The sequence below is a fragment of the Pseudoalteromonas sp. T1lg76 genome (assembly GCF_002964725.1).
GTDB lineage: Bacteria > Pseudomonadota > Gammaproteobacteria > Enterobacterales > Alteromonadaceae > Pseudoalteromonas.
On the sequence record NZ_PQCE01000013.1, the window covers coordinates 19773 to 45839 of the forward strand.

Annotated in this window: 23 protein-coding genes, 1 pseudogene and 1 riboswitch; of the genes and pseudogenes, 12 read left to right on the forward strand and 12 right to left on the reverse strand. The window is 48.4% G+C overall.

Annotation, left to right across the window (positions count from 1 at the left end; translation table 11 throughout):
• Window positions 1–97 precede the first annotated feature (97 nt).
• Window positions 98–215: riboswitch (TPP riboswitch) on the reverse strand.
• Between the two features lie 23 nt (window positions 216–238).
• Window positions 239–682 (reverse strand): YaiI/YqxD family protein, encoded by a 444-nt coding sequence (locus C2M35_RS05880; protein WP_105187885.1) that lies wholly within the window; start codon window positions 680–682, stop codon window positions 239–241.
• A gap of 165 nt (window positions 683–847) precedes the next feature.
• On the opposite strand from C2M35_RS05880, the gene C2M35_RS05885 reads away from it, so the two are divergent.
• Entirely contained in the window at window positions 848–3634 is a 2787-nt protein-coding gene (locus C2M35_RS05885; RefSeq protein WP_105264825.1) for a S9 family peptidase, read from the forward strand.
• 173 nt (window positions 3635–3807) lie between these two features.
• Here the strand turns inward: C2M35_RS05885 and C2M35_RS05890 are convergent, their stop codons facing one another.
• The 3 genes from C2M35_RS05890 to zapB are packed head-to-tail and all read right to left on the reverse strand — an operon-like array spanning window position 3808 to window position 5333.
• Window positions 3808–4785, reverse strand: coding sequence for an MBL fold metallo-hydrolase (locus tag C2M35_RS05890; protein ID WP_105264826.1), 978 nt, complete (start codon window positions 4783–4785; stop codon window positions 3808–3810).
• 36 nt (window positions 4786–4821) lie between these two features.
• Window positions 4822–5112: a cell division protein ZapA gene (locus tag C2M35_RS05895; protein ID WP_105200157.1), complete on the reverse strand. Its 291-nt coding sequence runs from the start codon at window positions 5110–5112 to the stop codon at window positions 4822–4824.
• Entirely contained in the window at window positions 5112–5333 is a 222-nt protein-coding gene (gene zapB, locus C2M35_RS05900; protein WP_105200156.1) for a cell division protein ZapB, read from the reverse strand. The genes C2M35_RS05895 and zapB overlap by 1 nt, the downstream gene beginning before the upstream one ends.
• Window positions 5334–5598: 265 nt before the next feature.
• Here zapB and C2M35_RS05905 point away from each other — a divergent pair, with 265 nt between their 5' ends.
• The gene (locus tag C2M35_RS05905) at window positions 5599–6438 is read left to right on the forward strand and encodes a 23S rRNA (adenine(2030)-N(6))-methyltransferase RlmJ (protein WP_105200155.1); all 840 of its coding nucleotides are present in this window, start codon (window positions 5599–5601) and stop codon (window positions 6436–6438) included.
• Window positions 6439–6550: 112 nt separating this feature from the next.
• On the opposite strand, the gene C2M35_RS05910 is transcribed toward C2M35_RS05905, so the two are convergent.
• Both C2M35_RS05910 and C2M35_RS05915 read right to left on the reverse strand, forming a co-directional pair.
• Window positions 6551–7408, reverse strand: coding sequence for a cation diffusion facilitator family transporter (locus C2M35_RS05910; protein ID WP_105264864.1), 858 nt, complete (start codon window positions 7406–7408; stop codon window positions 6551–6553).
• 286 nt (window positions 7409–7694) lie between these two features.
• The gene (locus tag C2M35_RS05915) at window positions 7695–8141 is read right to left on the reverse strand and encodes an REP-associated tyrosine transposase (RefSeq protein ID WP_105200154.1); all 447 of its coding nucleotides are present in this window, start codon (window positions 8139–8141) and stop codon (window positions 7695–7697) included.
• A gap of 289 nt (window positions 8142–8430) precedes the next feature.
• On the opposite strand from C2M35_RS05915, the gene trmL reads away from it, so the two are divergent.
• The 10 genes and pseudogenes from trmL to yacG all read left to right on the forward strand — a co-directional run bounded on the left by trmL (window position 8431) and on the right by yacG (window position 18456).
• Window positions 8431–8895 (forward strand): tRNA (uridine(34)/cytosine(34)/5-carboxymethylaminomethyluridine(34)-2'-O)-methyltransferase TrmL, encoded by a 465-nt coding sequence (trmL, locus tag C2M35_RS05920; protein ID WP_105264827.1) that lies wholly within the window; start codon window positions 8431–8433, stop codon window positions 8893–8895.
• Window positions 8896–8917: 22 nt separating this feature from the next.
• Entirely contained in the window at window positions 8918–9760 is an 843-nt protein-coding gene (gene nadC, locus C2M35_RS05925) for a carboxylating nicotinate-nucleotide diphosphorylase (RefSeq protein WP_105264828.1), read from the forward strand.
• 372 nt (window positions 9761–10132) lie between these two features.
• Window positions 10133–10564 carry a pilin gene (locus C2M35_RS05930; protein WP_105264829.1) on the forward strand — a complete coding sequence of 144 codons (432 nt, stop codon included), beginning with the start codon at window positions 10133–10135 and terminating at the stop codon, window positions 10562–10564.
• Window positions 10565–10638: 74 nt separating this feature from the next.
• Window positions 10639–11841 carry an O-antigen ligase family protein gene (locus C2M35_RS05935; RefSeq protein ID WP_105264830.1) on the forward strand — a complete coding sequence of 401 codons (1203 nt, stop codon included), beginning with the start codon at window positions 10639–10641 and terminating at the stop codon, window positions 11839–11841.
• A gap of 9 nt (window positions 11842–11850) precedes the next feature.
• A pseudogene (gene pilB / locus C2M35_RS05940) lies at window positions 11851–13541 on the forward strand (type IV-A pilus assembly ATPase PilB).
• Window positions 13542–13638: 97 nt separating this feature from the next.
• The gene (locus C2M35_RS05945) at window positions 13639–14862 is read left to right on the forward strand and encodes a type II secretion system F family protein (RefSeq protein ID WP_105264831.1); all 1224 of its coding nucleotides are present in this window, start codon (window positions 13639–13641) and stop codon (window positions 14860–14862) included.
• Window positions 14863–15753: a prepilin peptidase gene (locus C2M35_RS05950; RefSeq protein ID WP_199774395.1), complete on the forward strand. Its 891-nt coding sequence runs from the start codon at window positions 14863–14865 to the stop codon at window positions 15751–15753.
• Complete coding sequence (coaE, locus tag C2M35_RS05955) at window positions 15746–16381, forward strand: dephospho-CoA kinase (RefSeq protein WP_105264832.1); 636 nt, start codon at window positions 15746–15748, stop codon at window positions 16379–16381. Before C2M35_RS05950 ends, coaE begins: the two co-directional genes overlap by 8 nt.
• Before the next feature lie 74 nt (window positions 16382–16455).
• Window positions 16456–18132: a type IV-A pilus assembly ATPase PilB gene (pilB, locus tag C2M35_RS05960; protein WP_105264833.1), complete on the forward strand. Its 1677-nt coding sequence runs from the start codon at window positions 16456–16458 to the stop codon at window positions 18130–18132.
• 84 nt (window positions 18133–18216) lie between these two features.
• On the forward strand, window positions 18217–18456 hold the full coding sequence (yacG, locus tag C2M35_RS05965) for a DNA gyrase inhibitor YacG (protein WP_105264834.1): 240 nt from the start codon (window positions 18217–18219) through the stop codon (window positions 18454–18456).
• A gap of 179 nt (window positions 18457–18635) precedes the next feature.
• On the opposite strand, the gene C2M35_RS05970 is transcribed toward yacG, so the two are convergent.
• The 6 genes from C2M35_RS05970 to tgt all read right to left on the reverse strand — a co-directional run bounded on the left by C2M35_RS05970 (window position 18636) and on the right by tgt (window position 25922).
• Entirely contained in the window at window positions 18636–19400 is a 765-nt protein-coding gene (locus C2M35_RS05970) for a YggN family protein (protein WP_105258234.1), read from the reverse strand.
• 129 nt (window positions 19401–19529) lie between these two features.
• Entirely contained in the window at window positions 19530–21329 is a 1800-nt protein-coding gene (locus tag C2M35_RS05975; protein WP_105264866.1) for a bifunctional diguanylate cyclase/phosphodiesterase, read from the reverse strand.
• 220 nt (window positions 21330–21549) lie between these two features.
• Entirely contained in the window at window positions 21550–22494 is a 945-nt protein-coding gene (gene secF / locus C2M35_RS05980) for a protein translocase subunit SecF (RefSeq protein ID WP_105200144.1), read from the reverse strand.
• A 12-nt stretch (window positions 22495–22506) separates the two neighbouring features.
• Window positions 22507–24366 carry a protein translocase subunit SecD gene (gene secD / locus C2M35_RS05985; RefSeq protein WP_105264835.1) on the reverse strand — a complete coding sequence of 620 codons (1860 nt, stop codon included), beginning with the start codon at window positions 24364–24366 and terminating at the stop codon, window positions 22507–22509.
• Window positions 24367–24379: 13 nt separating this feature from the next.
• On the reverse strand, window positions 24380–24718 hold the full coding sequence (yajC, locus tag C2M35_RS05990; protein ID WP_105200142.1) for a preprotein translocase subunit YajC: 339 nt from the start codon (window positions 24716–24718) through the stop codon (window positions 24380–24382).
• Between the two features lie 79 nt (window positions 24719–24797).
• A complete protein-coding gene (gene tgt, locus C2M35_RS05995; RefSeq protein ID WP_105214796.1) occupies window positions 24798–25922 on the reverse strand; it encodes a tRNA guanosine(34) transglycosylase Tgt in 1125 nt (374 codons plus the stop codon).
• Window positions 25923–26067 lie beyond the last annotated feature (145 nt).

Below are 26067 nucleotides of genomic sequence, written 5' to 3' on the forward strand. Positions count from 1 at the left end.
GTCTGGAGGTGCAAAGACCTTGCTGGTCTGTGCCTTTGGTCCGTGCGCGTACGCGCCGCTTAGGCTGGGCCGAACTTGTGCCAAGTAAGCACAAGCGTGCCGAGGCAAGCTTGTTCCCTACGCAGGTATGAGCCTGATCAGGTTAACGGATCCCGCAATTGCGATCTCAGCCCCTTGATACCTAATGGTAAGTTAGGGCACTCCGACAAGTGTTCGTGGCGCAGTCTAGCCTAGAAACTCACTGCTGCGCAAGCCAGCGGTCGAGATGATTGGCAAATTGTTGTTTATCCTGGGCGCTCAGCGGCGCCTGGCCACCGGTTTGAATGCCGCTGCTGCGCAGGGTATCCATAAAGTCGCGCATATTCAGGCGTGACTTGATGTTTTCCTTGGTATAGAGCTCGCCGCGGGTATTCAGTGCCAGTGCGCCCTTATCGATCACTTCCGAAGCCAGGGGAATATCACTGGTGATCACCAGCTCACCGCTTTGCACCTGCTTCACAATTTCGTTATCGGCCACATCAAAGCCCGGCATCACCTGCTGCATGCGCAAGTATTCCGAGGCCGGCAGGCGAATATACTGATTAGCAACAAATACCGTCTTGGTTTTGGTGCGCATAGCGGCGCGGCAGATTATCTCGCGAATGGCCACCGGGCAGGCATCGGCATCAACCCAAATACTCATAGTCTTCAATCTAGAAAGTGAAAACACCAGTATACGCGGGGTTAGACCGAAGAAAAACCGCCAAAGTGCGATTCAACGGCAATAACGGACGGCTTATCGAATTTAGTCGCGCCGCAAATTTAAGCGCTTACAATGGGCAAAAAAACGATACAGGAATGAATTGTTATGAAACCTGCACTGACGGTACTTAGCGCGGCGCTGATTGCGACGCTTGGCACCCAAGTCCATGCCCAAGAGGCGTTAGAATTTAGCGATGTATTTGACTTTAAATATCCCAAAGCCACGGTTTTGGGTGAGCAAGGCAAGGTACTAGCCTTTAGTGCCGCCCCCTATCGCGGTGACGCCCAGGGTCTGGTGTATGACCTTGAGAGCAACACCTTGCTTGCCAGCGTTGAGCGCGGTACCCAGGCCAGCATCAATAAAAACAGCCAGTGGGCGGCGTTTTTGCAAGTTCCTTCCCTGTTAGAGAAAGAAACCGCCGATAAAAAAGCCAAGAAAAAACTAAAAAACACACTCGTATTGGTCAATACCCAAAGCGGTGAGCAACAAGAGTTTGCTGCGGTGAAAGACTATCAAATCTCCGACGATGGTCGCTGGCTTGCCTATCGCCATGAGCGAGAAGAAAACAAAGCGAACGATAAAGGCGAAGAAACTGATGCACCAGCAAACGGTGCAGAAAGCTCAGGCAAAACCGAAGACGCCATTAAGGCCGATAAAAAAGACAAGGTCTTAGAGCTGGTTGTGGTGGACTTGAGCTCGGGTGTCAGCAGCAGCCAGGACGCAGTGCTCAAATTCGCCTTTAGCCACACAGGCGCTGGCTTGCTGTTCAATACGCAAAGTAAAGACGGCAGCGAAAACGAGATCAGTTACCTGGACTTAAACAGCGGCCAACGCCATGTGCTTATCGATGAGCCGGGTGTGACCTTAAGCACCATCGACTGGCATCCAATGCAAAACCTAGTGGCCTTTAATGTCGGCAACTATGTGAATGATGACCAGCGTCGCCGAGACTATCGCACCATGCTTTGGCATGTTGAGCAAAACAAATTACAGGACCTGGATAGCCAATGGCAGGCGGGTAAAAAAGGCACGTTGAGCTGGTCTGAAGATGGCGAACGCTTGTATTTCACCGCCCGTCCTACCCTTGCCGCCAAACCCAAAGAGCTAAAGTATCAAGACGCCGAGTCACTGCGTGATTACGACACCATTATGGCCCAGGCCAAACTTAATCTATGGCACCATCAAGACGCTGAAATCAAACCTCGCGAAGAGCAACAATGGGGTGAAGAGAATAAGCACCGTCATTATCAGGCGGTATATCACCTTGATGGCAATAAGGTAGTGCAGCTCGCGGATGCCCAGGTGCCCGAGCTCAACCTGAATAAAAAGGCCGATCACCTGCTTGGTTACAACAATCAGGATTACCTGGCACAAATCACCTACAAGGGCTTCTATAGCGACTACTATGCGGTCGATGTGTTAACCGGTAACAAGCAACTGATCGTGGCCGAGCACCCTCACCGCCCCAGCCTGTCGCCCACGGGCAAGTATGCGGTCTTCTTTGACAAAGGCGTTTGGCAATTAAAAGACTTAGGCAGCAACAAGGTTCGCCCCCTAAGCAAGGCCATTAATGCCATCTTTGCCGATGATCAACACGACTACCCGTCTCCTGTCAGCGATTATGGTGTTGCCGGCTGGTACCGAGACGGCTCCAAGGTGTTAATTAACTCCAAGCATGATATTTGGGCGTTTGATACCCGCAGCGAGGAAGCCCAATCCTTAACCCAGGGTAAAGGCAACAACAAGCAATATCGCGTGATTAACCTCGACAGTGACAAGCTCGGGTTTAATCCGGATGAAACCCTGCTGCTGCGCGTATTTGATTTAAAAGACAAGCAAGCGGGAGTGGCTCAGCTCAAGCTAACGGACAAGTCTTTAGTAACCTTGCTCGACGGCGACGCTCGTTTCGATCTGGTGAAAAAAGCCAAACACGCGGAGAAATATTTATTTACCCAACAAAGCTACTCGCAATTCCCGGATTACTGGCAAGCCGATAAAGACCTGGCCAATGCCAAGCAGGTCACTAACCTCAACCCGCAAATCGATCAGTTTAAATGGGGCAAAAAACCCGAGCTAGTCAGCTATAAAGGCTATGATGGTGAAGATCTTCAGGGTGTACTGATCAAGCCGGCCGACTATGTCGAGGGCAAAAAAGTACCGGTAGTCATCTACTTCTATCGCTATATGAGTCAGCGTCGCTACGATTTCCCGAAGATGGAGCTGAACCACAGACCTAACTTCCCCATGTTTACCTCTAACGGTTATGCCATCTTCTTGCCGGATATTCGCTTTGAAGTAGGTCACCCGGGACCCTCGTCGACTAAAACCATGATCAACGCGGCGCAAAAGCTTATTGATATGGGCGTTGCCGACCCTGATGCCATCGGCTTGCAGGGCCACTCATGGGCGGGTTATCAAAGTGCCTTTATGGTTACGCAAACGGATATGTTTAAGGCCGTGGTGTCTGGCGCCCCGGTATCGAACATGACCTCGGCCTACAGCGGCATACGTTTGAAATCGGGTCTGGCTCGCCAGTTCCAGTACGAAACGGGTCAAAGCCGTATCGGTAAGCCCTTGTATGAGGCTCCCGAGCTCTACATTGAAAACTCACCGGTGTTTTTCGCCGACAAGGTGAACACCCCTATTATGGTGATGTTTGGCAATGAAGACGGTGCCGTGCCCTGGCAGGAAGGCATTCAATACTACCTGGCGCTGCGCCGTGCCGGTAAGGATGTGATCTTCTTGGAATACGAAGGCGAACCTCATCACCTCAAGCAATTCCCGAATCAGGTCGACTTCTCGATTCGCATGATGCAGTACTTTGACCATCACCTAAAAGGCAAAGCCGCACCACAGTGGATGCAAGAAGGCATTCCCTTTTACGAGGAATAAGAACGACAAAACATTGTAGGTCGGTGCTTCGCGCCGACATCTAAACAATTTTGCATTTTTGTCGGCCTGAAGGCCGACCTACAACGACATGGTAAGAATCGTGCACATTTGTAGGTCGGTGCTCTGCGCCGACATCTAAGCAATTTTGCATTTTTGTCGGCCTGAAGGCCGACCTACAGCTGTTTCGCGCGTTTAATGCCGGCCTCTAAAAACATGGCATAAGCTCGTTGTGCCAGCTCATCATCCTGAGGTCGAAAATGCTTGGGGAAGGTTTCAACCAAGGTAGCGACATCGGTGCTTGGGTTCGCCTTAACATGAGCCACTATGGCCTCAAGCCAAACCTTAGGCTTTGTTAAATCGGACGTTACAAGGACACCGCCATGACCCGGCAACACCTGAGTCACGGGCAATTGTGATAACTCATCCAAAGCCATCAGCCAGGCCTGATAGTTGGCCTCACCCGGGTACGGCAAAGTATCAACCATATCCGCGCCAATCAGCAGCTTGTCGGCCTTTACCAGAACGGCAATATCACCTTGGGTGTGCGCAGCAAAAGGCAGTAGCTCGACATTTAACTTGCCCAAATCAAGCTCGGTGGCCTGGGATATCACCTTATCGGGCGTTGAAAAGCGCAGCGATTGCCACTGCTTAAAGCGCGTCTGGGCTCGCGCTATTTTGTCCCGCCAAGCTTGTTGCTCCTGCTCCGGCAGCTTTTCCATACGTTGCGTACTTAAGGCGATACTTTTAACAAAGCCATCCAAACGCTCGTTTAACTGCTCATGGGCGAGGTGAAAATTCTCGCCAAGGGAGTGATGCACTATAAGCTGGGCATCGGGAAAATGCTTTTGTACCAAGGCTAACCCAAGCAGGTGATCATCATGGGCATGGGAAGCGAGCACATAACACAGGGGCACGCGCAGTTGCTTTTTCAGCTCACCAATAAACGCTTCCGTTTGCGTAAACTCCCCTGGGGCGTCCACCAGCAGCGCACACTGCTCTCCTTGGATCAGCGTCTGGTTGGAATCATAAAAGCGCAACTTAGCGGGCTGCTCAATAAATTCAACATGGTCGCTGAGCGTTTGCCAATTTTGCTGGGCCTGGGCGCCGGTCGCGACCACAGATAAAATAAGGGCGCTTACGTATTGACGCATAAACGACTCTCCATAAAAAAGGCGCTCAAGGGCGCCTTAATCTTCTTGCTGCAAAGCAGCTTCTAGCTTGTCACACAAAGCATGTTGCTGTGCCGACAATTGATGCAACTGCGCCTTGGCCTCAAGCAGCTCATGAGACAAGGTCAGCGCTGCTAACAGCAAGGCCTTGTCATCATTGCGAATTGCCGAGCGCGTACGCATTTGCTCTACATTAGCATTTAAGTTTTCGGCCGCAGCGAGCAGTGCCTGCTCTTGCCCCTTGGGACAAGCAAACTGATGCTCTTTACCGAGCAGGTTTACCTTAACGCTGTGCCCTTTGTCACTCATTAGCTCGCCGCTTGCAGCTTCTCAAGTAATGAGCTCAATGTGGTGCTGGTTTCTTTTTGCTTTTCTTCGCTTTCAAGCACTTCAAGTTGCAAGGTTTCGTTTTCGTCTTGTAACTTGGCATTGCTTTCACGCAGCGCCGATACTTCTTGGCCTAGCTCTGCATTGCGGGCAATTAGTTTATCGACCAGTTGTTCGAGTTGGGAAAGGGTTTCTTGATTCATAAATGCGCTCTTTAAACTGTTGATTAGAGTGTGCAAATGTAAAGCAATCTGCCTAGGGATGCTAGGGGTTACAAGCGAATTCCTGTAAATTTTTCCAGTATTAACAGCGGGTTCATTTTCAACCGACCAAGGTTCAGCAAGCGTTTAACTTATCAGCGCGCTTTTTATACAAACAAGTCTTGGGCATACTATTGACTATCGTCGGCTGTTTATCGCTGACAATAAAGAGTAAAATGGCGGCGCAACTTTTTGGTCTGGATTATTTATGCTCAGTTATCGTCACTCCTTCCACGCCGGCAACCCGGCGGATGTAGTCAAACACCTGGTATTGGCTCAGTCGCTTAAGCACATGGTGAAAAAAGACAAGCCTTTTGATTATATCGATACCCATTCGGGTGCGGGCTTTTTTGCCCTCGACAACGCCGATATGCAAAAGACCAAGGAGTATGCCGATGGTATTGCCAAGCTTTGGGATTACCAGGGTGATGTTGAGGCATTAAGCGAATATGTAGCTTTAATTAAGAGCATGAATAATGGCGCGGCGTTAGCCCATTACCCCGGCTCGCCTAAGGTGGCCGAGCATTACCTGCGCAAGCAAGACAAGGGTTGGTTTTTTGAGTTGCACCCGCAGGATTTGGCCTTGCTTGAGAAAAACATGGCCGGCAAGCGCTCATTGCGAGTAAAAGGTGAAAACGGCTTTAGCGGTTTACTCGGCTTGGTGCCGCCTTTATCTCGTCGCGCCTGCGTACTGATGGACCCGCCTTACGAAATTAAAAGCGACTATGACAAAGCCGTCGACAGCCTTATTAAAGCTCATAAGCGCTTTAGCAGCGGCACCTATTTGCTTTGGTACCCTGTGGTGGATCGCGAGCGCATCGACCGTATCGAACAACGCCTAACCCAAAGCGGCATTAAGAATATTCAGCTGTTCGAACTGGCCACCAGTGCCGACACCGACACCCATGGCATGACCGCCTCCGGCATGATAGCCATCAACCCGCCTTACACCCTGATGCAGACCATGGAGCAAGTGCTGCCCGAGCTGGTCACCTTATTAAGCGACAGCAGCGGCTTTTACCGCGCCATACAATTGGTGGAAGAATAAGTTAGGCTTTTGTCGTAAGTCGGTGCTTCGCGCCGACAATGTAAGAATGGTGCCCTCTTGTCGGGGTGAACCCCGACCTACAGCGGTGCTTCGTGCCGACATTTAAGCAAAGCTAATGGTGCTTGCGCGTCGCAGAGACAGGATCCTGGTGTATTAACACATCCACCTCCCCGCCGAACTCGGGATGTTTTTGCAGGCTAAAGGCGTCCTTTACCATAAGCTCAACCTCATCGGCGATGCGATGGGCTTGTACTAAGGGAATATGGTCATCCAACTCTAAGTGAAACTCGACAAAACGCACCTTACCGCCTTGGCGGGTACGTAGGGCATGCACACCGTGCACAGCCTCATGAGCGCAGGCGACCGCCACTATATGCGCCTTTTCTTCATCGGGCAGCTCCTTATCCATCAGATGCCCCGCACTTTCGGTGGCAATTTGCCAGGCGTTATACAATAAATAGGCGGCAACCAAAATGGCGAAATAAGGGTCGGCGCCACTTATCCCGTAATAAGCCAATAACAATGCCAACATCACAGCTAGGTTAAGAAACAAGTCACCCTTGTAATGCAAAGAGTCGGCCTTAAGAGCCACGGATTCGGTGCGCTTCAGGGCCTGATATTGCACAAACACCACAACCAGGGTACAGAAGATTGCAAACACACTCACCCAGACACCAAGCAAAGAATGCGTAATGGCGACCGGATTAAACATGCGCTCTATGGCATGAAAAGCGAGCAAACAGCCACTGCCGGCAATAAAAGCAGATTGGCCAAGGCCGGCTAGGGCTTCGGCCTTACCATGACCAAATCTATGGTCATCATCGGCCGGCTTTAGAGCATAACTAAGCACAAAGAAGTTCATCAAGGTGGCACTGATATCCAGTAAGGAGTCGGTAAGGGAGCCCAACATAGCCGCCGACCCCGATGCCAACCAGGCCCAGGCCTTAGCGAAAATCATTACGCTAACCATAATCAGAGTGCTGACGCTGGCAAAGCGCACCCAAAAATCATACCCCTTCCCTGTCTTTGGTGTTGGTGCTGCGTTGGCCACTAATTATACTCGCTATGATTCATTTACTTATATGGGCGTTATTGTAACTAAGTTTGCCATGCTTAGGCTAATTTTGGCTTCGCCCTTGTAGGTCGGCCTTCAGGCCGATGATGGAGCACCAATATCCCTTTGTCGTTGTAGGTCGGGGTTCACCCCGACAATAGAGCATCATTCTTTCTTTGTCGGCGCAGAGCACCGACCTAGATTACAAATAGCGGGAATTCCAAAACGGGTATTGTCCAAGGTTGGAAGCCAGATGTTTACGTAGCGGGTTTGCGGCAATATAGCGAGCAATTTGCAACCTGTCATCTTCGGCCCTTAATTGGCGTTCAAAGTAGCCGGGTTGCCACACCTTACCTTTACGCGCTAAAAGCGTGTTGATGTCGGCCGCGGTGGCTCCCTTTAAACGTCCCACCGCCTCGTGCAGATTATCCTTCCTTAAACGTAATAGACCATGGAAATGATCTGGCATCAGCACCCAAGTCAGCCAAGTGCAGCGACAAACAAGCTCATGTTGGTGCAAATGCCAGCAGAATAATGTTGCCAGTTCAAAGCGTTGAAAAAATGGAATGCGTTGGTAACAAGTAAAAGTGATGAAGTATTCACCATTAGCCTGACTAAAACGTCCTTTTCGTAAATCATTTAAGCTCATGTCCAGATCCTTGGAAGGCTAAAATTTGATTATAGTTTAGATTCCTAAGTTAGGTATTTTGCACCGATAAAGGGAAAGATTGGTGATCCATTGTCGGCCTGAAAGGCCGACCTACAACCCTTGCGGCAAAGCCTGACCTACAACGACAATTCAACATGTGGGCATTTTTGTCGGGGTAAAGCCCGACCTACAACGACAAAGGCTGGCCTACAAAAGATGCGTTCTTAATACCAAGTTTGATATACTTGCGCCAATTTTGGCTTAGCACCTTAGATTGTCGATAAACACCATGCTAGACATCATCTTATTTCAACCGGAAATTCCACCCAATACCGGCAACATTATTCGCCTCTGCGCCAATACCGGGTATCGCCTGCATTTAATCGAGCCGCTGGGCTTTGAATGGGATGACAAACGTATTAAACGCGCCGGTTTGGATTACCATGAATTTTCTCAGGTGCAGCGCCATGCTGATTTACAAAGCTATATAGACTCACAGCAACCAAAGCGGATCTTTGCCTGCACCACCAAGGGCAAGAAGTATCACCACGAGGTGAACTATCAGGCCGGCGATGCCCTGCTCTTTGGCCCTGAAACCCGAGGCTTACCGGATGACATTATTGCCGGTCTACCAGAGCAGCAGCGCGTGCGCATCCCCATGCAGGCCAATAGCCGCAGCATGAATCTGTCCAACGCGGTCGCCGTATTTGTGTTTGAATCCTGGCGCCAGCTCGATTTCGCCGGTGCCGTTTAACTCTTCCCATAGGTAATAATTTATGACCCCAACTCCAGAACTTATCACCCGCCTGGTGGCGCAAGCACTTGCGGAAGATTTAGACGGTCAAAGCGCCCTTGAGGGCGATATCACCGCGCAACTGATCCCCACCGAGCAACAAGCCGATGCCAAGGTGATCACCCGTGAAGCTGGTGTATTCTGTGGTAAAGACCTGGTAATCGAAGTATTTCAACAGGTTGACCCAAGTGTAGAGCTGACCTTTTATATCGCCGACGGTGAACACATGAGTCCGGATCAGCTTCTATTCACCGCCAAAGGCAATGCCAGAGCCATACTGACCGCCGAGCGCACCGCTCTAAACTTTGTGCAAACCCTTAGTGCCACCGCCACTGCGGCGCACAGCTATGCTCAAGTACTGGCCGGTTCTAACACCGAAATCCTCGATACCCGTAAAACCATCCCAGGCTTGCGCGCATTGCAGAAGTACGCGGTTAAATGTGGTGGCGGGCGCAATCACCGTATCGGTCTGTTCGATGCCTTTCTAATTAAAGAAAACCATATCAGCGCCTGTGGCGGTATCAGTGCTGCAATAGCTCAAGCACGTAAAAACCACCCAGACAAAGCGGTGGAAGTGGAAGTTGAAAACCTCAGCGAATTGGAAGAAGCGCTGGCGGCGGGCAGCGATATCATTATGCTCGACAACTTCTCTTTAGAAGATGTACGCACTGCGGTAGAGCGCACATCTGGCCGTGCCAAGCTGGAAGTGTCCGGGAATATCACCTTCGAAACTTTGCAACAATATGCTAACGTCGGCGTTGACTTTGTATCCAGCGGCGCCCTCACCAAGCATATCAAAGCTATTGATTTATCAATGCGTTTCTAAAATAGAACCAAGCAATTTGACGCCGATACAAATGTTACACAATGTTATAAAAAGGGCTACCCAAAATAAAATCACCGTGATAGCATCTAGTTTCAAAGAATGAGGTTTATAAAATAAAGTAATACTTTGTTATAAATCAATGAAACTGTAACATCGGCAGCGTACACTTTTAAAAAATGCGGGTTAAGTTCGTAGCTCCTTAAAATTAGGCTACAATTTAACCGAACATTAGCGGTGCCGACATTTTTTGTGTTAATGACTTTAAAAATTATTTAAAGCTATTAACATTGAAAACCAACCGGCGCTAAACTAGATTAAAGCAGTAGCTCTGGTTACCTTAACTTTGCCCAAAAAATCCTTTAGGAGAGGAAAATGGAAAAAATGACTCACAACAAACAACAGGGTTTCACCCTAATTGAATTAATGATCGTAGTAGCGATCATCGGTATTCTTGCTGCGGTAGCTCTACCTGCTTATCAGGATTACACTATCCGTGCAAAAATGTCTGAGGTTTTAGTTCAGGCTAGTGCACACAAAAACTCTGTAACAGAGTACTTCCAATCTGAAGGTATATTACCTGCATCTGCAGATGCAGCAGGCGTAGATGCTACAAGTTTACCTAGTGCTTATATTACTAATTTAACTGTTACTGATGGCGTTTTGACATACACTGTGGACATTGATAGTAAAGCAACAGGCGACGTTGTTTTAACTCCTACCGATTCTGCTAACGGTTCATTAACTTGGGTGTGTAGCGGTGACGTTGATGCTAAATACCTTCCAGCAAACTGCCGTCCAACCTAATTAAAGATTATTAAAATCACAAGGGCTGTCATATACAGCCCTTTAGTTCAACAAATCTCTATTGGGCTGTATTGGTGAGTAGCTTAACAAATTTTGATATTTACAGAGTTACTGAAGTTACCTGCCTTATTATCTTTATTTTCCTGCTTAAACTCCCAGACACCAAAAAGCTCACTAATACCCTAGTAGTTTTTATAGCATTGTCACTGTTAACTTTATTTATTTCCCCAGAGCAATACAGATACCATTGTGCCTTTGCCTTTATCTTAACATTAAGCCTTTATTTATTTGCGCTGCAAAGCAGTACCACTCTCTGGCCCGTAATTAGTGTTGCTATCCCTGTCTTAATTTATACCCAGGCTGTAATTATCATTACCATTATGGTGGGTGTTGCCAGCCTAATACACAAAGGTGTTTTTATAGTTGATGCCTTAAATTATGTTGCAAATATTCGCTACTTAAATCATATGCAAGTCGCAACCATGCCGCTCTTGTTTGCGCTTTTGACTACATGCCATCATAGCTATAAAAAGTACCTTTATTTGCTAATCGGCCTGAACTTTATTGTGGCGGTATTTAGCGGTGCTAGAGGGGCTATGTTGGCATTTTGCTTAACTATTGCGCTGTTTGCGCTTATAGATAAAAAAAACAGCATAAGAATAGCGATATTGCTGCTCGTGATTTATTTCTTAAATATCTTTACCGCACCAGATAATGGCGAATATCTAACACGCACAACTTCATCGGGGAGACTCGAGCTATGGCTTGGAGCATTTGAATCACTTAGCTTTAAAAACATCTTTGTCGGCATAACCCCTGGGTTATTTGACTCCAGTAAAAGCGGGTTACAGCTAAATCACCCTCATAACTCCATACTTCAGTTGACATATAGCTATGGCTTTACTCTTGCTGTTTGCGCTGTCTGCGCTTATTTATACCCGGTGTGGAAGCTCCGTAGTGAAATAAAGAACAAGCTTAAAGTAAATCTGCTTTCAGCCATTCTTTTATCGTCCGGTTTATTATCCTTATTCAGCGGAGTTTTTATTAACCCCTTATCCCAGCTTTATTTGGCGTCAATCTGGGGAGCCCTGTTGTACCAAAGCCAAAATCAGAACCAGCCTTTAACTACTCTAAAGATAGAATTACAATTCGGTATAGTGAAAACTTTATTTGCATTAGTGTTGGCTATAACTTGTTGGCTTAGTTTTGATATGATGCGACAAAATGCCACGGGGATAATGCGCCCAGGTTTATGGCTTGATCTAACAATAACATGAGTAAAAATTATGAATTTTAGTTCACCTTTAGCTCGCCGTTTAGCTGCTCTTGGAACATTTGACCTAAGCGAACTCGCCAGACAGAAGTCTGAACAGCAAACGAGCCTTGCCGAAGCAATCTGTACCGTTGCAAACATGAAGCCCGAAACTCTGCAGGCTAGAGCCAGCCAAATGTTCCATGTTTCCATGTTAGATTTATCTCTTTTTGACTCTTCGACTGTACCCGTCGATTTTGTAAACGAAAATCTAGTTAGGAAACATCGACTTCTTCCCATTGCCGTAAAGGGCAAAACCTTATTTATTGCTACTGCCGATCCTACCGACTTTAACGCCTTTGAAGATTATGAATTTAATACTGGCATGCAAATCGAGACTGTAGTGGCTAGATATGACCTGCTTGATAAAACCATTGACTCAGTATTTGACAGCAGCTCTGGCCTAGGGCTCACCGAAAGCGATATGCAGGAGTTGGATGGTGTTGAAGCAGACGATGGTCACAATAAGAAAAGCCTGACCACGGATGTCAATAGCAAGGAAGACGATGCACCCATTATCGTTTATATCAACAAGATATTAATGGATGCTATTAAGCGCGGTGCCTCGGATTTACATTTTGAGCCCTATGAAAAGCGCTACCGAATTCGTTTTCGCGTCGATGGCGTACTCCATGAAATCGCGTCGCCACCGGTCAATCTGGAAAGCCGCATTGCCGCCCGTATTAAGGTTATGTCTCATATGGACTTGGCGGAAAAACGTAAGCCTCAGGATGGCCGTATTAAGCTCAAAATAAACGCGAAGAAAAGCATCGACTTCCGGGTCAGTACCCTACCTACCCTATGGGGGGAAAAAATCGTAATGCGTATTCTCGACAGCTCAAGCGCCATGCTGGGTATCGATGTACTGGGTTACGAGCCAGAACAAAAAAAACTTTACCTTGATGCTCTAGCCCAACCCCAAGGCATGATCTTAGTTACCGGCCCTACCGGCTCGGGTAAAACCGTTTCCCTTTATACCGGCCTAAATATTCTTAATACCGCCCAGCGTAATATTTCCACCGCCGAAGACCCGGTAGAAATTAACTTAGAAGGCATTAACCAGGTGCAGATTAATATGCGCGCGGATATGACCTTTTCCAATGCGCTGCGCCCTTTTTGCGTCAAGACCCGGATGTGGTCATGGTGGGTGAGATCCGAGATTTGGAAACCGCAGAAATCGCAATTAAAGCGGCACAAACCGGTCACTTGGTGCTTTCAACCCTGCATACCAATTCGGCGCCGGAAACTCTGACCCGTTTAATGAATATGGGCGTGCCCTCATATAATATTGCTAGCTCGGTGAGTTTGATTATCGCTCAACGTCTGGCGCGACGCCTATGTAACCATTGTAAAGAGCCAGAACAATTACCCCAGGAAGAGCTGCTTAAACAAGGCTTTAGCTATGAGCAATTAGCTGAACTGACCATTTTCAAGGCGAAAGGCTGTGATGAGTGCACCGAAGGCTATAAGGGACGTGTGGGTATCTATGAGGTCATGCCTATTACCCCAAAAATAGCGGAAATTATTATGCGCGGCGGTAACTCCTTAGAAATCGCCGAAGTTGCAGCCGGCGAAGGGGTGAATAACCTTCGCGCCTCCGGCCTCAAAAAGGTCGCACAAGGGGTAACCAGTCTGGTAGAAATAAACCGTGTTACCAATGCTTAGATAACGAATTTTAACCTTTATGCTCTACACTAAAAGTAAGCGAAAAGTAATCACCGTGTTACTATTAGTCTAGTTCAACAGGATTGTGGATAGAAGAATGGCAAAACAATTAAAAAGTCAACAAGACACCTTCCAGTGGGTGGGAGTTAGCTCCCGTGGTAAAAAACTCGAGGGTGAGCTTAGCAGTTCAAGTATAGCCCTAGTTAAGGCGCAACTGCGCAAACAAGGAATTACCCCCTCCAAGGTCAAGCGTAAACCCAAATCTCTCTTTGGTAGTGGTCAAAAAAGGATTACGCCAAAGGATGTGGCTGTATTAACAAGACAATTAGCGACCATGCTATTGGCAGGTGTATCCCTAGTTCAAGCCATAGATATGATTGCCAATGGCTCGGAAAACCCCAGTATAAAAAACCTGCTTAATAATATAGGCGAAGAGGTTAAAGCTGGTCACCCCCTTAGCTCGGCGCTACGAAAGCATCCAAAATATTTTGATGATCTCTATTGCGACCTGGTTGCTTCCGGTGAACAATCCGGTGCTTTGGATAGAATTTTCGACCGTATCGCCCTTTATAAAGAAAAGGCCGAGGCGCTTAAATCAAAAATTAAGAAAGCACTCTTCTACCCCATAGCCGTTATTGTGGTTGCCATTATAGTAACTTCTATTCTTTTGATTTTTGTGGTGCCTCAATTTGAAGCAATTTTCGCAGACTTTGGTGCTGAACTGCCCGCATTTACGCAAATGGTTATTGGTATATCCGAATTCTTACAGGCCTACTGGTGGGTTGCCCTGTCGGTTTTAGCTATCGGCGGCTATCTTTTTGCGCAGGCACGAATACATAACAAAGACTTTAGCGACAAGGTCGATGCCTATATTTTAAAAATCCCAGTTATTGGCATGATCTTAAATAAGGCGGCGGTGGCCCGTTATGCCCGCACCTTATCGACCACCTTTGCTGCCGGTGTACCCCTGGTTGATGCACTAGACTCGGCCGCTGGCGCTTCAGGTAATGCGGTCTACCGCGACGCCATATTGGAAATTAAAGCGGAAGTGAGCTCGGGTAACCCAATGAACTGGGCCATGCGTAACTCTAACATTTTTCCCGACATGGTAATTCAGATGGTTGCCATAGGTGAGGAATCTGGCTCTTTGGACGATATGCTTGCCAAGGTAGCGACTATTTATGAACAAGAGGTAGATGACGCTGTGGACGGCCTTTCCAGCCTTCTTGAGCCCATGATTATGGCCGTATTAGGCGTATTGATCGGTGGCTTAATTATTGCCATGTATCTACCTATCTTCCAACTAGGTTCAGTAATCTAAATGTTTTCAGAAGTACAAAGCTTAATGCAAGCACAGCCGTGGTTTTTTTATACCACGGCTTTTTTCGTGTCCCTAGCCATTGGCAGTTTTTTAAATGTAGTTATCTATCGCCTGCCGAAAATGATGCAAACCCAATGGCAGGGAGAATGCCGACTCTTATTGGCGGATGAATTAGCGCAGAGCGATGCGCAGGAGCCCCAAGGCACCTTTAACCTGATCACCCCTAGTTCTACCTGCCCTAAGTGTAAGAGCAAGATCAAGCCCTGGCAGAATATTCCCGTACTGAGTTGGCTTTTGCTCGGCGGTAAATGTGCCAATTGTAAAACCCCGATTTCGGTCCGCTATCCTGCCATTGAACTAATTACAGCCCTATTAGGTACAGTGGTTGCCTGGCAACTGGGTGCCAGCGAACTAGCACTCTTATACATTGCCGTAACCTGGTGTTTAGTGGCGCTGACCTTTATCGATATCGATCATATGCTGCTGCCGGATCAAATTACCCTACCGCTGGTCTGGTTAGCGCTTTTGGCCAGCGTTTTAGGCATCACCATCCCCCCTGGCGAGGCAATTATAGGTGCCGCTGCCGGCTATTTAAGCCTTTGGAGTGTTTACTGGTTATTCAAACTGGTAACCGGCAAGGAAGGCATGGGTTATGGCGACTTTAAGCTAATGGCAGTATTTGGCGCCTTGCTTGGTTGGCAGGCCCTGCCCCTGATTATTCTGCTATCAAGCATTGTTGGGGCTGTGCTGGGTATTATCCTGCTGACAATTCAAGGACGGGATAAGGCCACTCCTATTCCCTTTGGCCCTTATATTGCCATCGCCGGCTGGATAGCCATGCTTTGGGGCGAGCAAATACAGGCAAGCTATATGAGTATGCTTCTTGGCTAACACACCCCCTTGGCTCTTGGGTTTAACCGGTGGCATTGGCAGCGGTAAGTCCAGCGCCAGCAAGTTTTTTGCCGAGCTAGGCATCGAGGTAGTCGATGCCGACTTGGTTGCCCGCCAGGTTGTTGTGCCCGGAAGCCCGGCCTTAAATGCCATAGTTAAGCGCCACGGGGAAAGCATACTCGATACCAATGGCGCCCTTGATAGAGCTAAGCTAAGAAAAATCGTATTTAGCGATAATAGCGAGAAGCTCTGGCTTAATAACCTCCTTCATCCGCTTATCCGCACCGAGATGCTCGACCAATTGGCAAGAGCGCAAAGCCCCTATGTGATTTTAGAAGCACCGCTGCTGTTTGAAAACGGACTGGAAAAATACTGTCAGCGCACATTATTGATTGATGTGCAATTAGAGCTACAATTAACGCGCACCTGCGAACGTGATAAACTATCATTGGACGCGGCACGAGCTATAGTTGCCGCACAAATGAGCCGTGGCAATAAAGTGAAAAAAGCCGATGATATTATTAGTAATTCCGGCACATTAGCTGCACTTAAGAGCAAGGTGCAGCGCTACCATTACAGTTATTTAAAGCGAGTTAAGTTGCATTCTTGTGCAGATAAGCAACAATAACCATATAACCTGTAATAACTTAGTTTGTTTAAGCTTATTATAATTACATCTAGCTTGCGTTATATCGGTATTTTATGAACATCAACTCTCCTCTGATCCGAAAGTTTATAACCTTGGGTCGCCTAGATAATGACAAGGTAAGGCTTGAGCAGGACCGTTGTCGCAGCGCCGCCGAACTGATTGTGCGCTGCAGCAATATGAGTCAAAACGAGCTATTAAGTCAGTGTGTCGAACTCTTTCGTGTCCCCTATTTTGATCTCAGTCAGTTTGATGAACAAAGCATAGATACAAACCTGCTAAAAGAGCGCTTGATCCGCCGTCACCACGTGCTGCCGCTGGCGAAAAAAGGCAACAGACTTATGTTAGCTGTGTCCGACCCCACGGATTACGGCGCACTTGAAAACTACGAGTTCAGTACCGGTTTGCAATGTGATGTGGTGCTTTGCGATTATCAGCATATAGATAAGCTTATTGAAAGCCTTTTCGATGCCACCCATGCCTTAAAAATCTCCGAGCAGGACGTTAAGGAACTGGAGCAAATTCAACATGATGACGGCCATGTAGCCGATGATCATGAAACCAGTGACGACGATGCCCCCATTATTGTCTATATCAATAAAATCCTCCGCGATGCCATTCATCGCGAGGCATCCGATTTACATTTTGAGCCCTATGATGGTGAATACCGTATTCGCTTTCGTATCGATGGCGTTTTGCATGAGATGGCCCACCCGCCGTTTAATTTAGCAAACCGCCTCGCCGCTCGTATTAAGGTGATGGCCAAGCTGGATATTTCCGAAAAGCGTAAGCCTCAGGACGGGCGTATTAAAATGAGCCTGTCACAGCATAGGAAAATCGACTTCCGTGTCAGCACCTTGCCGACATTGTGGGGTGAGAAAATCGTTATGCGTATTCTCGATGGCTCCACCACCCTGCTCGGTATAGACGTGTTGGGCTATGAGCCAGAGCAGAAGCTCCTCTATTTAGACGCTTTAGCCCAACCTCAGGGCATGATACTGGTCACCGGCCCTACCGGCTCGGGTAAAACCGTGTCCTTGTATACCGGTCTCAGTATATTAAATACCGCCGAGCGCAATATTTCCACCGCCGAAGATCCGGTGGAAATTAACGTTAAGGGTATTAACCAGGTACAGATTAACCCCAAAGCCGACCTGACCTTTGCCAACGCCCTGCGCGCCTTCCTGCGTCAAGACCCGGATGTGGTCATGGTAGGTGAGATACGTGACCTGGAAACCGCGGAAATCGCCATTAAGGCGTCACAAACAGGTCACTTGGTACTTTCTACCCTGCATACCAATTCAGCGCCGGAAACCATTACCCGACTGCTGAACATGGGCGTGCCTGCCTATAACGTCGCCAGCTCGGTGACCTTGGTAATAGCACAACGCCTGGCCAGAAAACTTTGCAAGCACTGCAAAGTACCTGAGCAGTTACCTGTGGACGAGCTACTAAAGCAAGGCTACAGCGAAGCGGAAGCCGCTAACTTGACCCTGTATAGGGCCGTTGGCTGCGATGAATGCACCGAAGGTTATAAAGGTCGTATCGGCCTTTATGAAATGTTACCGATTAGTCCGAAGATCTCTCAGGCAGTTATGAATGGCGCCACCTCTATAGAGATCGCCGCCATAGCCAAACAAGATGGCTTCACCACCCTAAGAGGTGCGGGCCTGCGTAAAGCGGCGGCTGGCATTACCTCTCTCACCGAAATCAACCGGGTTACCCTGATGTAGCCCGAGTTGAGGGTATATAACTTTCAATTAGCGTCCTGCTTAGATACACTTGCCCGCATCTAAGAATATGCGGAGCAAGTGTAGATGCCTGCGAAAGTGAACTGCCCTACCTGTGAGCAAGACGTTGAGTGGGGCCCCCAAAGCCCTTACCGACCATTTTGCAGCAAACGCTGCCAGCTTATTGATTTAGGCGAATGGTCATCGGAATCAAATAGTATTTCCACGCCCCTGAGCAATGAGCCGCAAGGCGCAGATGCCAGTGCCTTTATCGAAGAAATTGAGGCCATGCTGGCAAAAAGCGAAGATAGCTTTTTTAAAGATTAGTGTAGGTCGGTGCTCTGCGCCGACAAAGGAAGATTGATGCTCTATTGTCGGGCTGAAAGCCCGACCTACAGGCGATAATAAAGAGCGGTGTTCCATTGTCGGGCTTTCGACAATGTGCTCCTGCATTGCTCTCTTGTCAGGCTAAAGCCTGACCTACAAGTATGGCGGCAAACCCCGACCTACATTTCAGATTTAATTTTTACCAGATCAAAGTCGGCTAATTCTGGAACCAGCTTTTGCAGCTTGGACTCTGTGGTATCAAGCATATTCAAGCAGTTGCAGTACTCTTCCGATTTCAGTGCTAGCTGCTCGGCTTTCTTTTGCAGGGATTTGTCGATTTCTGCGGTAATAATTTCCATCCGGGTGCCCACATCACTGATGCGTTCCTCAATATTCCCCTCACGGGATTCGAGGGCATCTCCGAGTGCTATCAACATGGCTCCCAGCGAGCCCTGAATTGCGGTATGAATCTTTTTCGATACTTCCTCAGCAAAGAAGTCATCAAGCTTAGAGAGGGACTGAGGGGCGATATAAAAGAAATCATCGCCTCGTTTGAATTTATTGCGCAGCGCCTGCTCCACATACTGGAGTTGCGCCTTAAGCACTTCGGGCTCTTTATCGGAAAGGCCTGTGACCACATTCTCAATGGCGCTCAGGCTGATATTGACCCCATCGGTAGCCAACTCCACCAATTCGGGAACTGTATCGCGGATCATTTGATTGTATTGCTCAAGAATTTCCGTTTCCTTGGCATCGAGTTCAATCCACTGACCTCGCACCAGCAGCTGATTGCCCTGGTTAATCTGCACCCGGGTTTGGTTATTATCAACAATGCGAATGGTGTCCTGAGTGATGATCAGGCCATGGGTCAGCTCTACATCACAGTGCCCACGTGCCGCGCTGTGCTCGTCTGACACCTGTGCACTCACATCCATGGATGCCATTATTAACCCAACTGTAAACCCTAAAAAGCGCAGCTTCATAACAACCCTCGACTCAACTGCGGCACAGATTATCAAACGGCGGCTCATAAGCAAACAGCTAAATTTATGTACTAGGGACAGGTGAGCGCTTTAATTTCTCAAACTATGACGGTGGGCGCTCACATCTTGCTGATGCAAACGATACAAGGGCGCCGCGGGCTTGCGACGCTGGCAACAAAATACATAACTGCCCAGTTGGCACTTGGCTTCTTTTATCGCATCGGCAGCCAGAGCCGCAACCTGATGGCCGTTATGGCAGCAATTGATATCAGGGGAGACCAAACCAACGGCTAAAGACAGTAAAGGGATAAACTGACGCCTTCCCTGCCTGTCGCAACTCCAATAGCCTTTGGCCTTGATATGCTCGGTGCTGAAATAGCCCTCGATCAGGCGATCAAAATCAGCGATAACCGCAGCACAAATAGCCTGCGCCTGAGGGTCGTCGAACACAACCATAAAGTCATCGCCACCTATATGACCAACAAAACAGGGAACTGTCTGAGTATGGCGACGAATAAGCTTGGCCACCAGCTTGATCACCCCATCGCCATTGTCATAACCATAGAGGTCGTTAAAGGGCTTAAAATGGTTGAGGTCAAAATAAGCCAGGGTAAAGGAGCTGCCTGTATGCAGACGCTGCTCAATGGCTTCATTGATGGCAATATTCCCGGGCAACATGGTCAGCGGATTGGCATGTTGGGCATGACGCACCTTTTCCTCGGTTATGTACTTGAGGATAATTCGCAGTGGCACCACTCCCAGGTATTGCTGCTCGCGAGTGACAATGATATGACGACGAATATCAAGGTCGCCATCGGTGATCTGATGACTAACGCTATCCAAGGTATCATTTTCATCAACCACAAGAAGCGAGCGTTCCATTACCGCGCTGATAGCTTGTCTATCATAAAATGCATGCTCAACTGGAGTCGAAAACAGCTCACTAAGCCGCTCTTTATAAAGCAGACCCACGGGGCGACGCTCGCTGTCTAACACCACCACACAAGAGGCATTATTGTCCTCGGCAAATACTTTTTGTGCCTCACTGCAGCTGGTCTGCAGGCACAAGGCCTGTTTGGCCTGCGCTAAGTAACCTATATTTAAACTCTGCTCACGACGAGCTGGGCTCGCTCTCCATGTCGACTCAGGCATATGCTGATGCCGATAGTGACACTCGGGTTGTGCGCTGGGACAGGCCAACAAGTAGCCCTGAACATTGTCTATGCCCAGCCTGGTCAGAAGTTGAAATTCCTCAAAGCGCTCTATTCCTTCGGCGATCAATCGAGTATTGGTGGCCTTAGCCAAGTCGATAATGGATTTTAAGAACTCCCGTTTGACCGGGCTAAAATCACAATGGTCGATAAAATACCTGTCTATTTTGACTAGCTCGGGGCGTATTTCAGACCATTGCTTTAACCCAGAGTAACCAGCCCCCAAATCATCAATGGCGATTTGAAAACCAAGCTCACGATAATGTTCCACCGCTATTCGTAATAGCCTAGCATCCTCGACCTTATCCTGCTCGGTGAGCTCAATAACCACCTGCTCAGGTCCCAGGCCATATTTACGTAACAAGTGTAGCGTTTGCCCCTTTGGGTGGGCGGGTTCAAGCAAAGTATTAGGGCTGACATTTAAAAACAGCTTACCTGTCAGTCCCAGCTTGGCAAAGGTGGCAATGGCCGTTTCGCGGCATAATAATTCTAATTCGGAGAGCCTACGCGCCTGTTGCGCACATTGAAACAACACGGCCGGAGCGTGCAAGGGACTGCCTTCTGGGCCTCGGCTCAAGGCCTCATAGCCAATTATTTGCTGCTGCGTAACATCGAAAATAGGCTGAAATAGGGTTGTGATCGACCGCTGCCGCAATATCAAGGTTAATTCTGCTATCAAGTCCGTATTCACCGGCCTACTACACTAAAAGCACAAACGGTGGCGCAGGGTAGCACTTGAATATGACAAGTATATGAAAAGGTTTATTTTTCTCCTTTTTGATTTAAGTGTAGGTTAGTGCGCTCTTGTCGCTCTGAGAGGCTGACCTACAGGCGAAAAAAAAAATGCCGCTGAAAAGCGGCATTTTCTATATATCGCACTAAAATCGCAAGAAAGGCGATTAAGGCATGGCGTCTAAGTCCGCACCTTCTTTTTCCACCTCTACCGGGATCAAATCCTCTTTACTCACACCTAGCGCCACGGCTACCGAACTGGCAACGTACACTGAAGAGTAAGTACCGATGAACACACCAAATAGCAATGCCGTAGCAAAACCGTGAATGGTCTGTCCACCCCATACAAACAAGGCAATCAATACCAAGATGGTGGTGATTGAGGTTACCAGGGTACGGTTCAGAGTTTGCGTCAATGAAATATCGATGATCTCTAAGGTGTCATCGGTACGCACTTTACGGAAGTTCTCACGAATACGGTCAGATACAACTATGGTATCGTTGAGTGAGTAACCTATTACCGCCAAGATGGCCGCTAAGATGGTTAAGTCAAACTCAAGACCGAGTAATGAGAACAAGCCCATGGTTAACACCACATCGTGGAAAAGCGCGAATACCGCACCCAGTGCGAAGCGCCACTCAAAGCGCATCGCCACATAAAGCAAGATACAGATAAGCGCCGTTAACATGGCCAAACCGCCCTGCTCTTTAAGGTCTTCCCCCACACTTGGGCCAACAAACTCGATACGACGCATTTGCGCATCGGCATCCGCTTGTTTCATTGCCGTCATCACCTGGTTACCAATCACCTCGGCCTTTACGCCTTCACCCTGAGGTGGCAAGCGCACCAAGACGTCTTTACTGGAGCCAAATAGCTGTACCGACGCTTCAGCAAAGCCATTTTCGGCAAGTACTTTACGCACATTGCTTAGATCGGCCGGTTGTGAAAAACCTACCTCAACGGCGGTACCGCCGGTGAAATCCAAACCAAAGTTAAGGCCTTTAACGAAAAACGACGCGACAGAAGCAAAGATCAGCAAGATGGAGAAACCCATTGCCAATTTGCGTGCTTTCATAAATGGCAAGGTGCCTTTTACTTTTAATAATTGCATGCTTAGTTGCTCCTATATCGACAGCTTTTCAATGCGTTTGCCGCCAACGATCAGGTTGATCACCGCACGGGTACCGACAATGGCTGTAAACATTGATGTCAAAATACCAATGGCTAGAGTTACCGCGAAGCCGGCAATCGGGCCTGTACCCACTGCAAACAGAATAACCGCGGCAATCAGGGTGGTGATGTTGGCATCAAATATGGTGCTAAAGGCGCTGTCGTAACCGAAGTGAATCGCCTGCTGTGGGCTGCGGCCATCGGCCAGCTCTTCACGGATACGCTCAAAAATAAGTACGTTGGCATCAACCGCCATACCTACGGTTAGTACGATACCGGCAATACCAGGTAACGTCAGAGCGGCGCCAGGGATCATCGACATAACACCGACAATCATAATCAGGTTGGCAGCAAGCGCCAGGTTGGCAACCATGCCGAAACCCTTGTAGTACAGCAACATAAAGGCAAGCACAAAGGCAAAACCAAGGACAACCGCTGTCATACCCGCTTCGATGTTTTCCTGACCCAGGCTTGGACCCACGGTACGCTCTTCAACGATTTGAATCGGTGCAACCAGGGCACCAGCGCGAAGCAGCAAGCTTAGGTTATGAGCTTCAGCCGGGCTATCAAGACCGGTAATACGGAAGCTGCGGTTTAAACGCGCCTGGATGGTAGCCACGTTGATAACCTCTTCCACCTTGATCGGCGGCAGGGCTTTACCATTGGCATCCACTTCACCGGATGGCTTGTACTCAATAAATACCGTGGCCATAGGTTTGCCAATAGCGCGTTTAGTAAAGGCATCCATCTTGGCGCCGCCTTTGGAATCAAGCGAGATGTTTACCTGCGGACGCTGGTATTCATCCAGGCTCGATTGTGCACCGGTAATATGGCTACCTTCTAAGATCACGCGCTTTTTAAGCACCACGGGACGACCCGTACGATCCATGATGATCTCTGTGCCCGGCGGCACACGACCCTGCATGGCAAGGCCTGGATCGGCATCTTGATCCACTTCGCGGAACTCAAGGGTAGCCGTAGCACCCAGGATTTCTTTGGCTCGCGCCGTGTCTTGGACGCCCGGAAGCTGGACGATAATACGCTCAGCACCTTGGCGCTGTACGTTTGGCTCGGCCACACCGATTTGGTTAATACGGTTACGAATAATGGTTTCGTTTTGCTTGATGGCGTAATCGCGCAACTCTTTGATGCGCAGCTCGCTCATGGTTACCACAAAACCGCTGTCGTTGTTGCTGTCGTCGCTAAACAAATAGCCCTGATAACGGCCTTGCAGGAATTTCTCCGCCGCGCCTTTATCTTCTTCGCTGCGCATAACTACCTGCACCGAGTCGCTGCCAGCAACACGACGAATGGTACGATAACGTAACTTTTCTTCACGTAAATCCGAGCGGAAGTCCTGTTCCATCTGGTTGAGTGCATTGTCCATAGCGGTCACCATGTCAACTTCCATGGTGAAATGCACACCACCACTTAAGTCAAGACCCAGCTTCATTGGATTACCACCAATCGACTTCAACCACTCGGGTTGTGCCGGCGCCATATTAATGGCTGAGATGTAGTCTTCACTTAAGTTGTCGCGCAAGATGTCCTGAGCTTTTAGTTGTTCTTCTACGTTCTTAAAGCGAACCAGGATCTGCCCGTCTTCCAGCTTGCTCGATTTGGATTCAATTTTATTTTCGCTAAGGATGGTATTTACCGTATCTAGTGCGCTTAGGTCTGCGTCGGCACCTTTGGCGCCCGTTACCTGAATGGCAGGGTCGCGACCATAGATGTTAGGGGTGGCATATAGCACCCCTACCGCAAGCACTAAAAGCACGAGTAAATACTTCCATAAAGGATACTTATTTAACACGTATCTTTCCTTTTTATAGTGACTTCATGGTGCCTTTAGGTAGCACGGCAGAAATTGAGGCTTTCTGTACAGTCACTTCAGCTTGGTCGTTTAAGGCGATGGTTACGAAGTCTTTGTCTTCGGTTACCTTAGTGATTTTACCCACAAGGCCGCCTTGCGTAAGGACTTCATCACCCTTGGCTAGGGCGCTCATCAGGCTCTTGTGCTCTTTTACACGCTTAGCCTGTGGACGGTAGATCAGGAAATAAAATACCAAGCCGAAAATGGCCAGCATGATTAGCATTTCATAACCGCCACCAGCAGGTGCGGCACCAGCTGTGCTGGCATGAGCGTTAGCAATAAATAAACTCATCAGGTGTTCCCCTTCAGTATGTAACTATTAATTTTAATGTCTTAATTTATACGCAAGCCCGCACAAGGCGGGCTGGCAGTTATTCTGTTTCAGCAAGTTCAGGAACCGGCAGATTACGGCGAGCATAAAAGTCCGCCACGAATGCGTCAAGCTCTCCTGCGGCAATGGCTTCACGCAACCCTTCCATAAGGCGTTGGTAATAACGCAAATTATGGATAGTGTTAAGGCGTGCTCCTAAGATCTCATTACACTTATCCAAATGATGCAGATACGCGCGTGAGAAGTTAGTACAGGTATGGCAATCACATTCGCTATCAAGTGGCGCTGTATCGGTTTTATGCACGGCGTTGCGGATTTTCACCACGCCATCGGTAATAAACAGGTGACCATTACGGGCATTTCGCGTCGGCATAACACAGTCAAACATATCGATACCACGGCGCACCGCCTCGACGATATCTTCCGGTTTACCCACACCCATAAGGTAACGTGGCTTTTGCTCCGGCATCTTGTAGGCACAGTGATCCAGGATGTTGATCATGTCTTCTTTTGGTTCACCTACGGACAAGCCACCTAGGGCATAACCGTCGAAACCAATTTCTTCCAACCCTGCTTGCGATTGCGCACGCAGCTCTGGATACATGCCGCCTTGGATAATACCGAATAAGGCCGACGGGTTGTCGCCATGACCTTCTTTAGAACGTTTTGCCCAGCGCAGCGACAGCTCCATAGAATCTTTAGCCTGCTTTTCGGTTGCAGGATACGGCGTACATTCATCGAAGATCATCACAATATCTGAACCTAGATCGCGCTGCACTTGCATCGCCTTTTCCGGGCTTAGCATGATTTTCTCGCCGTTCACCGGTGAGCTAAACAACACACCCTCTTCGGAGATTTTACGCATAGCACCCAGGCTAAATACCTGGAAGCCGCCTGAATCGGTCAGGATAGGCTTATCCCAGCCCATAAAGTCGTGCAGATCACCGTGCTGTTTGATGATCTCAGTGCCCGGGCGCAACATCAGGTGGAAAGTATTACCCAGACAAATATGCGCTCCCGTGCCTTTTAGCTCTTCAGGAGTCATGCCTTTTACCGTGCCGTAAGTACCCACGGGCATAAATGCCGGAGTTTCCACTACACCACGGTCAAAAATCAAGCGACCACGACGGGCTTTGCCATCGGTTGTATCTAATTCAAATTTCATATGAACCTCAATCGGTCGGAAAAACAGTCCAACTCTACTTAACTGTTGCGAACTTAGGCGCAATTTAACCGTCCGATTCTACCTTTTTTGGCACGGCAATACTATGAATTGGGGCAAATCGAAAAAATAAAAGGGGGGTGGGTTA